This is a genomic window from Streptomyces sp. NPDC107550 (genome assembly GCF_055639095.1).
This window is the reverse complement of record NZ_JBVKBC010000038.1, coordinates 50,357-62,432: the sequence shown is the minus strand read 5'-3', so window position 1 is coordinate 62,432 and position 12,076 is coordinate 50,357. Positions and strand designations below refer to the sequence as shown.

Here is a 12,076-nt window from a genome sequence, read left to right as displayed (position 1 = left end):
CAGGGGGGACCCTGTGGGAGAGTAGGACGCCGCCGAACTATTGTTGAGAGAAAGCCCTGGACGGGTTACCGTCCAGGGCTTTTTCGCGTTTACAGACCTCCCGTAGGGTCCTCGGCATGACGTACGAGATCAGGGCTGTGCGAGACGACGAATGGCGCGAGGTACGGGAGTTGCGGCTTGCCGCGCTGCGGGACGAGGCCGCGCCGATCGCCTTCCTGGAGACGTACGAGCAGGCGCTCGCGCGGCCTGACGACTTCTGGCGCGAGAGGGCCGCCGGCGCTTCGCATGGCACGAGAGCCCGTCAGTTCGTGGCGGTGCGGCCTGATGAGGGCTGGGACGGGACCGTCGTCGTGCTCGTCGAGGAGCCGGGGACGCGAGACTTCTTCGGGCGGGCCGTGGACGGGCGGCAGGCTCAGCTCGTCGGGGTGTACGTGCGGCCCGAGGCGCGGGGGAGCGGGGTGATCGAGGAGCTCTTCGCTGCGGCTGTCGCGTGGGGGTTCGCGCAGGACGGTGTGCGGCGGGTGCGGCTGCATGTTCATGAGGACAATGAGCGGGCCGCGCGGTTCTATCGCCGGTTCGGGTTTCGGCGCACGGGGGTCGAGGTGGCCAACGGGGCCGGTTCCAAAGTGGACCATGAGATGGAGCTGGCCGGCTTCGGAGGTGGGGCGTCCGCGGTGGGGTGGTGAGGTCAGGGGGTGGGGAGGTTGGTTTCGGGCCAGCGGGTGCGGGCCTGTTCGCGGGAGCGGAGCAGGGCCAGGGTCTCCAGGCCGAGGTCCGTGCCGGTCGTCAGCAGTTCGGGGAGCTGGGGGAGCGGGGCGACGGCCGCGACGTCGTCCAGGACGAGCGTCATTGGTGGGTCGAGCCGGCCGGCGGATGACCGTGCGGCCATGCGGCGGCCGTGCTCGACCACGCTTGCGGCGAGTGCCGTCAGCAGCGGCATCGCGCCCGGGTTCGCCTTGGGGTCCTCGATGGCTTCACCCACCACATAGAGCGTGCCCCCTTCATCGATGAAGGAATCCAGGGTGAGCGCGTCATTTCGGTTCGCGGTGCAGGCGTCTCGTACGTGGACCGTGAACAGGGAGGACAGTGTGCGGGCCGTCAACTCCTGGGCCATGTCACGGCGTTCGGTGTGCGAGGTGAGCGCCGCTTCGAGTTCGCCGGCCGCGCCGGGGGCCGCCTTCGGGTTCGTACGGAGGATGCGTACCGCCTCCTGGACCTGGGTGCCCTGGGCCCAGCGGTGGACGTGGCGGAACGGTTTGCCGTCCACGGCGGCGGCGTGCAGGTAGCTGCGGAGGAGCGTTTCCGCGGTGTCCGCCAGCTCGGAGTCCAGGCGGGCCGTGGGGCGGGTCGGGGCGAGGAGCGCTGCCGCGCGGGTTGCCGCCGTTTCCTTGTCGGCGCAGCCGGATGCGGGGTTCCAGTGCATGCGGGCCGGGGTGTCGCACAGGTGCGTGGGGTCGTAGAGGAGGACCGGGCCCAGTTTGGCCCGGGCGTCCTTTGTTTCCTCCCAGACCTTGGGGGAGGAGGTGAGGATGAGGGCGGGGCCCTCTGCGTCTTGAATGGCCTTTACTGCGTGGGCTTGGCGGGTTTGGGGTGGGCCCAGTAGGAGGGGGGTTGGTCTGGGGGCCGGGATTGCCAGTGCGGGGTCGCTGGGGTGGGCGTTGCGCAGTTCCCCGCGCCCCTTTAGGGAGTTCTCCGGGGCGGGGTTTTGTAGTGCTGGTTCGATTGGCTCTGGGGTGCGCGGTTCCTCGCGCCCCTGGAGGGAGTTGTCCGGCCCGGGGATTTCCCGTGCGGGCTCGTTTGCCGCTGGCGTGCGCGGTTCCTCGCGCCCCTTTGGGGGGTCGTTGTGGGACCTTGCGTGGGTGCGCCAGCGGGTTAGGGTGCCGGCGATGAAAATGGTGAGGACCACCAGGATCATCAGCTGGCCGATGAGCAGGCCCCAGAACAGGCCGTAGCCCGAGAGTTGGGCCGGCGGGGTCGAGGGCCAGGCGGCCGGGATGTCGTGCGGGCGCGCGATCAGGGACCGCATGGCCGGCGGCGTATGGCCGAGCGTCACGCCGTCCGGCCAGGCCCCCTTGGCGAAGAGGCCGGACAGGCCCGTCGACGTCCAGACCAGGGCCGCCATGCCCAGCAGGAACGCCAGGACGCCGATCAGCAGGGAGTCGGGGACGCCCCGGCCGCGGTGCTCCTGGGGGGCCCGGTACGCGCGTTCGTCCCGCATGTTCACGCCACCGTGGACTCGGAGTCGGTGAGCCGCTGTTCCACGAATGCCGCCGCCCGTTCCTCCGCCTCCAGCTCGGCCGCGTGCAGGGCGTCGTCGGCGAGCCGGTCGGCGGACGACTCGGTCATCGCGCGGTCGGTGAAGACCAGCGGGCGTTCCGTCTCGGTGACCAGGTGTTTGACCACTTGGACGTTGCCGTTGACGTCCCAGACCGCGATGCCGGGCGTGAGCGTGGGGATGATCTCGACCGCCCAGCGCGGCAGGCCGAGGACGCGGCCCGTGGCGCGGGCCTCGTCGGCTTTCTGCGCGTAGATCGTGCGGGTGGAGGCCATCTTGAGGATCGCCGCCGCCTCCTTCGCCGCCGCGCCGTCCACGACGTCCGAGAGGTGGTGGACCACCGCCACGAACGACAGGCCGAGCCGCCGGCCGAACTTCAGCAGGCGCTGGAACAGCTGCGCCACGAACGGGCTGTTGATGATGTGCCACGCCTCTTCGACGAGGAAGATGCGCTTCTTGCGGTCGGGGCGGATCCAGGTGTGTTCCAGCCACACGCCGACGATCGCCATGAGGATGGGCATGGCGATGGAGTTGCGGTCGATGTGGGACAGGTCGAAGACGATCAGGGGCGCGTCCAGGTCGATGCCGACCGTCGTCGGGCCGTCGAACATGCCGCGCAGGTCACCGTCGACCAGGCGGTCCAGTACGAGGGCGACGTCCAGGCCCCAGGCCCGTACGTCCTCTATGGCCACGTTCATCGCTTCCGCGGACTCCGGCTCGGGGTGGCGGAGCTGCTCCACGATGTCGGTCAGGACCGGCTGGCGCTCGACGATCGTCTCGTTCACATAGGCGTGCGCGACCTTCAGGGCGAAGCCTGAGCGCTCGTCCAGGCCGTGGCCCATGGCGACCTCGATGATCGTGCGGAGCAGCGCGAGCTGGCCCGTCGTCGTGATCGCCGGGTCGAGCGGGTTGAGCCGGATGCCCATGTCGAGGGCGGCCGTGGGATCGAGCCGGATCGGCGTTATCCCCAGCTCCTGCGCGATGAGGTTCCACTCGCCGACGCCGTCCTCCCCCTGCGCGTCGAGGACGACGACCTGGCGGTCCTTGAACCGCAGCTGTCGCATCACGTACGTCTTCTCCAGCGCCGACTTGCCGTTGCCGGACTCGCCGAGGACCAGCCAGTGCGGGGCGGGAAGCTGTTGCCCGTACAACTGGAACGGGTCGTAGATGTACCCCTTGCCGGAGTACACCTCGCGCCCGATGATCACGCCGGAGTCGCCGAGGCCGGGGGCGGCCGTCGGCAGGTAGACGGCCTGCGCCTGCCCGGTCGACGTACGGACCGGCAGCCGGGTCGTCTCCACCTTTCCGAAGAGGAAGGAGGTGAAGGCGTCCGTGAGGAGGGACAGGGGGTCACGCATGGGGAGCCTCCATGGGGGACGTGTGACCTACCTTCGGATGCCGGTGGCGAACGGCAGGGTGTTCACGAACGCCCGGTGGTGTTCGCGGTCGCACCACTCCAGCTTCAGATACGACTTGCCGGCCGAGGCCCGGATGGTCCGCTTGTCGCGGGCGAGCGCGTCAGGGTTGCGGGAGGAGACCGTGATGTAGCCGACGAGGTTCACGCCGGCCGCGCCGGACGCCAGGTCCTCGCCGCGCTGGTCGAGGCGGCCGTGCGCGGCGATGTCGCGCGGGTCGACCGTCCGGTTCATCTTGGCGGCGCGGGACGCCTCCGCCTCGTCGTTCGTCTTCTCCGTCAGCATCCGCTCGATGGCGACCTCCGTCGGTTCGAGGTCCATCGTGACGGCGACCGTGCGGATCACGTCCGGGGTGTGCACGAGGAGCGGCGCGAGGAAGTTGACCCCGACCGGGGTCATGGGCCACTCCTTCACCCAGGCCGTGGCGTGGCACCAGGGGGCGCGGGTGGAGGACTCGCGGGTCTTGGCCTGGAGGTAGGTGGGCTCGGTCGCGTCCAGCTCGGCGGGCCAGGCATTACGTTTCGTCATGGCCTGGATGTGGTCGATCGGGTGGTCCGGGTCGTACATCGAGTGGATCAGCGACGAGAGCCGGCTCTGGCCGAGCGGCTGGCGGACCCGGATGTCGGCTTCCTGGAGGCGCGAGCAGATGTCGGTCAGCTCGCGGGCCATGACGACGGCGAGTCCCGCGTCCCGGTCGATCTTGCGGCCGGACTTGGGGCGGCTCGCGCGGGCCATCGCGTTCGCCTCGGCGGCCAGCTCGCGGGTGAAGTGCATACAGGCGACGAGGTACGCGCGGTGCTGCTCGCTGCTGGTCGACACCATCGACTGCAGTTGGTCGTACGACTCCTGCAGCCAGCCCGGCGACCGCTCGTCGCCGCGTACGGCGACGTCCTTGGCGTGGGCGTCGGGGTCGGCGGGCAGGGTGCGGGCGAGCATCTGGAGGCGGGTGACGAAGCCGTCGCCGTTCGCCACGTGCTTGAGGAGGGTGCCGAACCGGTCGACGAGCGCCTCCTGGTCCTCGGAGTCGCGCAGGCCGACGCCGGGGCCCTCGATCTCGATGGCGGCGGTGACCGTGCGGCGGTCGGCGTGCAGGAGCACGGCGATCTCGTCGGGGCCGAAGGGGGCCGCCAGCCAGTTCAGCCGGCCGATGCCGGGGGGCGGGCCGATCTCGACCTCGCGCCCGTCGAGCCGGGTGCCGCTGTCCATGGCACGGGAGCGGTAGGCGGCGCCGCGCTTGAGCTGCCGCTTGTAGCTGCGGTTGATCTCGAACCACTTGTAGAACGTGCGGTGCTTGTACGGGACGTACACCGCGGCGAGCGCGAGCAGCGGGAAGCCCATGAGGAGGACGATCCGCAGGGACAGGACAGGGACGAGCAGGCCGCACATCATGCCGAGGAAGGCGCCGGCGATGATCAGGAACAGCTCGCCCGACTCGCGGTTCCTGCCGACGATCGCGTTCGGCCGGGCGCGGCCGATCAGATATGTGCGGCGGGGCGTGACCGGAGGGGACACGTGGGACTGGGTCGTCAACGCCCTGCACCTCCTTGCCGGTTGCCGTTGTTGCTGGTCTTACCGCCGGCGCGGTCGCCCGCGTGCGGCGTGTTCGTGGGGCTGGAACGGGGCGGGGGTGCGGCGGAGGGGACAGTTCCGCCGCCGCCCCCGGCCGTGGCCGGGCGCGTGCTGTGCGCGGCCACACCGCCGGACGCGGGGTTGGCGGGGCGGGCCTGGCCGGCGCCCCCGCCGGGGCCACCGCTGTCCGCGCGGGTGCTGTGGGTCTTGATGCCCTGGGAGACGAGGGCCGCGGGCGAGGAGATCACCGCGGCGGCCTTGCCTTCGGCGCCCTGCATCATGCGGTTCTTGCGTACGTTGGCCATCTCGTCGCCGAAGCCGGGGACGAAGCGGTAGATCATGCCGCTGGCGAAGATGGCGAGCAGCACGATGGCGAGGCCGGAGATGATCGCGGCGAGCGAGTCGGGGCCGTCGGAGCTGGTGGACAGGGCGCCCGCCAGACCCAGCACGATCACGATGACGGGCTTCACGAGGATGATGGCGACCATGATCCCGGCCCAGCGCCTGACGTGGCCCCACAGGTTCTTGTCGACGAGCCCCGAGTAGACGATGACGCCGAGCAGGGCGCCGACGTACAGCAGGACCGCGCGCAGATACAGCTCCAGGTAGAGCACGCCGGCGGCGATGACCGAGACCAGGGAGACGATGATCAGCATGATCGGGCCGCCGCCGATGTTGTCGCCCTGTTTCAGTGCGGCGGAGAACGTGCCGAAGAACGTGTCCGTCTGATTGCCCGTCGCTTTGGCGAGGACGTCGGTGACGGCGTCGGTCGCGGAGACGACGGTGTACAGGATCAGCGGGGTGAACGCGGAGGCCAGCACCGTCAGCCACAGGAAGCCGATGGCCTCCGACAGCGCGGTCGACAGCGGGACGCCGCGGACGGCGCGCTTGGCGACGGCGAGGAGCCACAGGAGCAGGGTCAGGACGGCGGAGGCCGCGAAGACGATCGCGTACTGCTGGAGGAACTTGCCGTTCGTGAAGTCGACGGTGGCGGTCTTCTGGACGGCCTCGCTCAGTTTGTCGACGGTCCAGGAGGCGGCGTCGGCGCAGCCCTTGGCGAGGCTGGAGAGGGGGTCCAGGGGGTTGGTGGTGCCGTCGGGGAGGGAGGGGCCGCCTCCGCTTCCGGCTCCGCCGCTTTTGTGGGTGTCGCTGCGTTCGCAGTATTTCTTGGCGGGGCCGGCGATGAGACTGCAGGGGTCGTCCTCCGGGGCGGCGACCGCGCGTCCGGCGTACAGGAACAGCGCCGCTTGCGCGGCGGCCAGCATGGACGTCACCTTGAGAGCGCGGCGTGGGCTACCGGGCATATGTGAACCCTCCGAAGTCCTTGACCGCGTTTCCGATCTCGTCGGAGCCGGAGACCCGGGCGTCGCCCGTGACAGGCGTTGGCCCCGTTTTCTGGCGAGTGTCCAGCACCTTCCAGCCGTCGCTGTTCCAGTTCAGCTTCATGGTGACGGTGAACCAGTTCGAGGTAACCGGGTTCCGGGAGGACTCGCCGGTCATGCCGAACAACCCGCTGCACCAGACCTCGACGGTGGCCTTGGTGGCGCTGTAACTCGTGACTTTGGTGCCCGCGGGGAGCGTCCGGTTCACGAACGTCGAGCCGGCAGGGGCTCGCCCTTCGGCGTCAAGACCGACGGACTTGAAGAACGATGCCGAGTAGTCCGCGTCGAAACCGGACTGCAGGCGGTTGAGGGAACTGGGATCGGCCAGTTCTGCCACGATCTCGTGGCGCCGGGCCGTGTTGAACATGCCGTCACCGCCCAGCCGCACCGCATAATTCGCCGCCGCCGACTGTGCCCCCTGGGTGTCGTGGGCGTAGTGGTCGGTGACCGGGCGGGTGCCGGTCGCCGCTGTGGGGGCCGCTTGGGGCTTGCCGCCCGAGGCGCCCCGGTCGTCGGAGCCGGAGTCGCCGCGGTTGGCGAAGGCGATGGCGGCGACGAGGAGGACGACGACGCCGACCACGGTCACCAGGGACCGGGACGAGGACCGTCCCGGTCTGCGCGTGCCGCCGTATCCGTCGGAGCCTGACCCCTCGGGCAGTCGCGTACGGGTCTGGCCCGTGCCGCCGTAGAGATCGTCGTCCTGCCGGCCGTCGGGACTCATCGCGGGCACGCCCCCTCCACCTCATGCTGAACCACCGCGTATGACGGTAGCCGTGCTGGTTCCCGCGCGGGCGCGGTGTGGTGACTCGACATCAGGGAGACGCAACCTCAGCCGGTGGGCACGACGGGACAAGGGGGACAGGGGCCTGGAAGGGGTGACCGGGTGGGACAGGCCCGAAACTGACGATGCGTGAGCCGGGCTACACGGCCATGCCGTACACGATGGTGAAGAGGGTGCCGAGGGAGCCGATGATGAAGACGCCGGTCAGACCCGCGATGATCAGGCCCTTGCCCTGCTCGGCGCTGAAGGTGTCGCGCAGGGCCGTCGCCCCGATCCGTTGTTTCGCGGCGCCCCAGATGGCGATGCCGAGGCAGAGGAGGATGGCCACGGCCATCACCACCTCGATCATCACGCGCGCCTCGTTGCCCAGGGTCCCGAACGGGCCCCAGTCCGGGGCGATCCCGCCGATGATGGTCGAGATGTCGCCCTTTTCCGCTGCCAGCAGCATGTGTAACTCACCGCCCCATGTGGGTAGTTCTGTCGCCCCCGCCGCAGCGCAGAGGTCAGGCTCATTCTTCCTCAGAACGGCGGCCGTGCCCGCACAGTTGGCGCCATTCCTTGGCCGAGTTCATTTGGTTACTCTGTGTATCACGGACAGTAACCGGGAGCAATGAGCCGCTCGACGGCTCTCGCGCGCCGTTCCGTCGTGTCTCGCGCGCCGTTCCGCCGTGGCGGTGTCGTCCGGCGTGCTCCCGCGCGGGCCCGCCCCGACCGTAAACTGCCCGGGGTTCTCCTCCGACGGGTGCGTGGCGAGAGGCGGTTGACGGTGCGTAAGGCGTGGATCGTCGCGGGTTCGGCCCTCGCGGGCGGCACCGGGTTCGTCATGCTGCTCGTGGTCGGTACGTACATGACGGCCGGGAGTATCGCGGGCGGCGTCGGCCAGGGCGCCGTAGGTCTGGCCAAGGGTGCGGTGCCCGCCGCCTACCAGCCGCTGGTCCAGAAGTGGGGCAACCTCTGCCCGGCGATCAACCCCGCGCTGCTCGCCGCCCAGCTCTACCAGGAGAGCGGCTTCAACCCGCGCGCGAAGTCCCCGGCCAAGGCGTACGGGATCGCGCAGTTCATCGCGGGCACCTGGGCGGCGAACGCGGTGGACGGCGACGGCGACGGCGACCGGGACATCTGGGACCCGAACGACGCGATCCCCTCGGCCGCCGCCTACGACTGCAAGCTCGCCTCGTACGTCAAGGACGTCCCCGGCGACGCCACGGCCAATATGCTGGCGTCGTACAACGCGGGCTCCTACGCCGTCATCAAGTACGGCGGCGTCCCCCCGTACCGCGAGACGCAGAACTACGTGAAGACCATCAAGACGCTCGCCAAGTCCTTCGCGCGGCCCGTAGGCCGGGTGCAGCCCTCGCAGCAGGCCGCCGCCGCGATCTACTACGCGCAGAAGAAGCTCGGCACCGAATATCTGTGGGGCGGGAACGGGACGGCGGAGCAGAACGGCCGGTTCGACTGTTCGGGGCTGACGAAGGCCGCGTACGAGACGGTCGGGGTGAAGCTGCCGCGTGTCGCCAACGACCAGTACAACGCGGGGCCGCACCCGAGGAGGGACGAGCTGCTCCCCGGTGACCTGGTGTTCTTCTCCGACGACCTGACCAACAGCCGGGCCATCCGGCACGTCGGCCTCTATGTCGGCGGCGGCTACATGATCGACGCGCCGCGCCCGGGCGCCGTGATCCGGTTCGACCCGATCGACACCCCGGACTACTTCGGGGCGACGCGGGTCACCGAAGATGGCGCGAAAGCGCTGCCGAGCACGTCGCCCGAGGTGTGATCTGGCTGGAACCCAGCGTGAGGCCCTGGCCCTGAGCTGCGGATTCGTGTCTCTCTTCGATAACGTCTGCGTGATCATTCGGTGGAGTACGGAACGGGGAGGGCGGCGCCGTGCGTTCCTCTTCTAGAACCGAATCACGTCCACGGGGGTGGCTGACGGCTGACGCGACGAAAGGGCCGCTGAACTATGGCTGGACTCCAGGCAGTCCAAGCGCTCGGGACTTCCGGGTCCAACCCCGACGTCACGCTGCTCTACGACATCAACGGGCTGTCGCAGGACGCCCCCGGCTGGTTCGACCGGACCATGGAGTTCGTCGGGGAGTACGGCATCCTCCTCGCGCTCGTGCTGCTGGTCCTGTGGGCGTGGTGGGGTGCGCGGCGCCGCGGCGCGCTCGATGACGCCGCCTCGTCCGTCGCCGCCGTCGTGTGGGCGCCGCTCGCCGCGGGCATCGCCGTCCTGGTCAACGTGCCGATCCGCGGCTTCGTGGAGCGCCCGCGCCCCTTCCGCGACCACGACGGTCTTAACGTGCTGGTCGCCGGGAAGACCGACTTCTCGTTCGTCAGCGACCACGCCACGCTCGCCATGGCCATGGGCGTCGCCCTCTTCGTCGCGCACCGCAAGCTCGGGCTCGTCGGCATCGGCCTCGCCGTCCTCGAAGGGTTCTGCCGCGTCTTCATGGGCGTGCACTACCCGACGGACGTCATCGGCGGCTTCGCCCTCGGCACCGCCGTCGCGCTGCTCCTGTCGCCGCTCGCCTCCGCGCTGCTGACCCCGCTGGCCCGTGCCGTCGCCCGCTCCCGCGCCGCCCGGCTCGTGTGGGCGCCCCGCGCGCTCGCCCCCGCGACCGACGCCGTCGAGCTGCCCGGCGGGCGCGGTGCCGCCGAGGAGCGCGACCTGGCCGCGTAGGGCCGCGAGGGGCGTCGGCGGCGTCAGAGGGACTGCGGGAAGCTGAAGAAGCCGGTCGGGTCGTACTGGCGCTTCACCGCCGTCAGACGGCTCGCGGCCGGCCCGTAGTAGGCCCGCTTCCAGTCGGTCAGCGTCGGGTCAGTGTAATTCTGGTACGCCGCTCCCGACGCGTACGGGCCCATCGCGGTGTGCGCCCGCTTCAGCCACGCCCGCTCGGCCGTCCCCGAGGTGCCCGCCCGCCACGACACGAGGTACTGGGCGAGCATCCGCGAGCGGCGGTGCACGAACGCGGTCGCCGTCGGGTCCACCCGGTTGACCGCGCCGCCCAGGGCCGTCAGCGCCACCGAGCCCGCGCCCGCCGCGACCGTCTCCACCTGCCGCAGCAGCGCCCGCACGCCCGCGTCCGACAGATTCCGGTCGAAGAAGTCGGAGTGCGCGGCGTACGTCTCACGGTGCAGCGCGCCCGAGGGGGCCCGGCCCGGGGTGGTGCCCGGCAGATGACACTGGGCGTCCGTGGCGAACGACGAGCAGCCCGCGTACACCTCCATCGACTCCTCGTACGAGCGGCGCCGCAGCGACACCGACGAGGCCGGGCCCGGGCCGCCCGCCCCGTCGGCGAGCCGGTCGACCGCGTGCTGCAACTCGCCGTACGTGCCCAGCGAGAACACGGCGACGGAGACCGTGGGGCGGCCGCCCGGCACGTTCGCCAAGTGCAGCGAGGACCAGATCTCGTCGGGCTGCGCGGGCCCCCACTTCTGCCACGCCTTCAGCACCTTCGCCGCCTTCGCCCACGGCCACGTCATGTACGCGGACACCGCCTGCGGCGCCGGATGGGTACGGAACTGAAGCTCCGTCACCACCCCGAACTGGCCGTTGCCCGCGCCCCGCAGCGCCCAGAACAGGTCCGGGTGGGTGCGGGCGTCGGCGGTGAGCTGCTTGCCGTCGGCGGTGATCAGGGTGGCCCGGGTGAGGCTGTCGCAGGTCAGCCCGTACGCGCGGGAGACCACGCCGTGGCCGCCGCCCAGGGTGAGGCCCGATATGCCGACCGTGGGACAGGAGCCCGCCGGTATGGTCACGCCCCGGGCGGCGAGCGCGCGGTAGACGTCGATGAGTTTGGCGCCGCCGCCGATGACCGCCGTGCCCCCGGAGACGCGGACCGAGCGCAGCCGCGACACGTCGACGACGAGCCGCCCGTCACCGGAGGACCAGCCCGCGTACGAGTGGCCGCCGTTGCGTATCGCCACGGGGACGCGGCGGGCGCGGGCGTAGGCCAGGGTCGTGCGTATGTCGTCGGCGTGGGAGACGTACGCGACGGCCGAGGGACGCAGGCTGTCGTAGCGGGTGTTGTACAGCTGGCGGGCGCTCGCCCAGGCCGCCTGGCCGGGGCGGACCAGCGTGCCGTCGAGGTCGCGGGCGAGGCCGGCGAGGTCGGCGGCGGCGCGGGCCGTGCCGATCGGCACCGAGGCACCGGCGCGGGCCGAACGGACGGGGAACGAGGTGCGGGCGGTGCCCGAGGTGCCGCCGCCCGTCGAACAGGCGCTCGCGCCGAGTGCGGCGACCGAGGCCGCCATGAACGTACGCCGCTGCATGCCGTACCTCCCCTGTGCGCCGGACCGCCCGTCGCCTCCCGCTCAACGAGACGGGATGTACGGGGCCCGGGTTCCCGGGGCCGGGGATCGCCGGGGCGAGTGAGCGCGGGGGCACGGTATCGCCGGGGCGCGGGTCAGGGCGCCTCGCGGTGTTCGTCGGCGTCGGTGCGGGCCTTGCTGCGGGCGCGGCGGGCGGGCCCGCGCCAGCCGCAGGTGCAGCGGGCGAGGCAGAAGCGGCCCTGTTCCACGATCGACGTCGTGTGCGCGTGCTGTTCCTGTGCCACATGGTCACGGTAGCGGGCCCATGTAAACCCCCCGTTCGCGTGACGGGCGTCCCTACTCGTCGTTAACCGGACGACAAGGGGCCGCACACCCACGGACG

At 70.9% G+C, this 12,076-nt stretch carries 11 protein-coding genes; 3 read left to right on the top strand and 8 right to left on the bottom strand.

What is annotated here, in order from left to right:
* Positions 1 to 116: 116 nt before the first annotated feature.
* A complete protein-coding gene (locus ACZ7LY_RS31015) occupies positions 117 to 686 on the top strand; it encodes a GNAT family N-acetyltransferase (RefSeq protein WP_471628067.1) in 570 nt (189 codons plus the stop codon).
* Between the two features lie 2 nt (positions 687 to 688).
* On the opposite strand, the gene ACZ7LY_RS31010 is transcribed toward ACZ7LY_RS31015, so the two are convergent.
* The 6 genes from ACZ7LY_RS31010 to ACZ7LY_RS30985 all read right to left on the bottom strand — a co-directional run bounded on the left by ACZ7LY_RS31010 (position 689) and on the right by ACZ7LY_RS30985 (position 7,870).
* Positions 689 to 2,218, bottom strand: a complete 1,530-nt coding sequence (locus ACZ7LY_RS31010) for a P-loop NTPase family protein (RefSeq protein WP_471628066.1) — start codon at positions 2,216 to 2,218, stop codon at positions 689 to 691.
* 2 nt (positions 2,219 to 2,220) lie between these two features.
* A complete protein-coding gene (locus ACZ7LY_RS31005) occupies positions 2,221 to 3,633 on the bottom strand; it encodes an ATP-binding protein (RefSeq protein WP_471628065.1) in 1,413 nt (470 codons plus the stop codon).
* 27 nt (positions 3,634 to 3,660) lie between these two features.
* Positions 3,661 to 5,220: an SCO6880 family protein gene (locus ACZ7LY_RS31000; RefSeq protein ID WP_471628064.1), complete on the bottom strand. Its 1,560-nt coding sequence runs from the start codon at positions 5,218 to 5,220 to the stop codon at positions 3,661 to 3,663.
* Positions 5,217 to 6,563 (bottom strand): energy-coupling factor transporter transmembrane component T family protein, encoded by a 1,347-nt coding sequence (locus ACZ7LY_RS30995; protein WP_471628063.1) that lies wholly within the window; start codon positions 6,561 to 6,563, stop codon positions 5,217 to 5,219. The genes ACZ7LY_RS31000 and ACZ7LY_RS30995 overlap by 4 nt, the downstream gene beginning before the upstream one ends.
* Positions 6,553 to 7,362, bottom strand: coding sequence for a hypothetical protein (locus tag ACZ7LY_RS30990; RefSeq protein WP_471628070.1), 810 nt, complete (start codon positions 7,360 to 7,362; stop codon positions 6,553 to 6,555). The genes ACZ7LY_RS30995 and ACZ7LY_RS30990 overlap by 11 nt, the downstream gene beginning before the upstream one ends.
* Positions 7,363 to 7,561: 199 nt before the next feature.
* Positions 7,562 to 7,870, bottom strand: coding sequence for a hypothetical protein (locus ACZ7LY_RS30985; protein WP_326019448.1), 309 nt, complete (start codon positions 7,868 to 7,870; stop codon positions 7,562 to 7,564).
* Between the two features lie 312 nt (positions 7,871 to 8,182).
* On the opposite strand from ACZ7LY_RS30985, the gene ACZ7LY_RS30980 reads away from it, so the two are divergent.
* Both ACZ7LY_RS30980 and ACZ7LY_RS30975 read left to right on the top strand, forming a co-directional pair.
* The gene (locus ACZ7LY_RS30980; RefSeq protein ID WP_471628069.1) at positions 8,183 to 9,199 is read left to right on the top strand and encodes an NlpC/P60 family protein; all 1,017 of its coding nucleotides are present in this window, start codon (positions 8,183 to 8,185) and stop codon (positions 9,197 to 9,199) included.
* 186 nt (positions 9,200 to 9,385) lie between these two features.
* Positions 9,386 to 10,105 carry a phosphatase PAP2 family protein gene (locus ACZ7LY_RS30975; RefSeq protein WP_471628062.1) on the top strand — a complete coding sequence of 240 codons (720 nt, stop codon included), beginning with the start codon at positions 9,386 to 9,388 and terminating at the stop codon, positions 10,103 to 10,105.
* 23 nt (positions 10,106 to 10,128) lie between these two features.
* Here ACZ7LY_RS30975 and ACZ7LY_RS30970 read toward each other — a convergent pair whose 3' ends face one another.
* On the bottom strand, positions 10,129 to 11,694 hold the full coding sequence (locus tag ACZ7LY_RS30970) for an FAD-binding oxidoreductase (protein WP_471628061.1): 1,566 nt from the start codon (positions 11,692 to 11,694) through the stop codon (positions 10,129 to 10,131).
* Positions 11,695 to 11,828: 134 nt separating this feature from the next.
* Positions 11,829 to 11,978 carry a hypothetical protein gene (locus ACZ7LY_RS30965; RefSeq protein WP_471628060.1) on the bottom strand — a complete coding sequence of 50 codons (150 nt, stop codon included), beginning with the start codon at positions 11,976 to 11,978 and terminating at the stop codon, positions 11,829 to 11,831.
* Positions 11,979 to 12,076 lie beyond the last annotated feature (98 nt).

What these genes read in the sequence shown, in the direction of transcription:
- ACZ7LY_RS31015 (WP_471628067.1), top strand. Translation starts at nt 117, where the DNA reads ATGACGTACGAGATCAGGGCTGTGCGAGACGACGAATGGCGCGAGGTA.
- ACZ7LY_RS31010 (WP_471628066.1), bottom strand. Translation starts at nt 2,218, where the DNA reads ATGCGGGACGAACGCGCGTACCGGGCCCCCCAGGAGCACCGCGGCCGG.
- ACZ7LY_RS31005 (WP_471628065.1), bottom strand. Translation starts at nt 3,633, where the DNA reads ATGCGTGACCCCCTGTCCCTCCTCACGGACGCCTTCACCTCCTTCCTC.
- ACZ7LY_RS30995 (WP_471628063.1), bottom strand. Translation starts at nt 6,563, where the DNA reads ATGCCCGGTAGCCCACGCCGCGCTCTCAAGGTGACGTCCATGCTGGCC.
- ACZ7LY_RS30990 (WP_471628070.1), bottom strand. Translation starts at nt 7,362, where the DNA reads ATGAGTCCCGACGGCCGGCAGGACGACGATCTCTACGGCGGCACGGGC.
- ACZ7LY_RS30985 (WP_326019448.1), bottom strand. Translation starts at nt 7,870, where the DNA reads ATGCTGCTGGCAGCGGAAAAGGGCGACATCTCGACCATCATCGGCGGG.
- ACZ7LY_RS30975 (WP_471628062.1), top strand. Translation starts at nt 9,386, where the DNA reads ATGGCTGGACTCCAGGCAGTCCAAGCGCTCGGGACTTCCGGGTCCAAC.
- ACZ7LY_RS30970 (WP_471628061.1), bottom strand. Translation starts at nt 11,694, where the DNA reads ATGCAGCGGCGTACGTTCATGGCGGCCTCGGTCGCCGCACTCGGCGCG.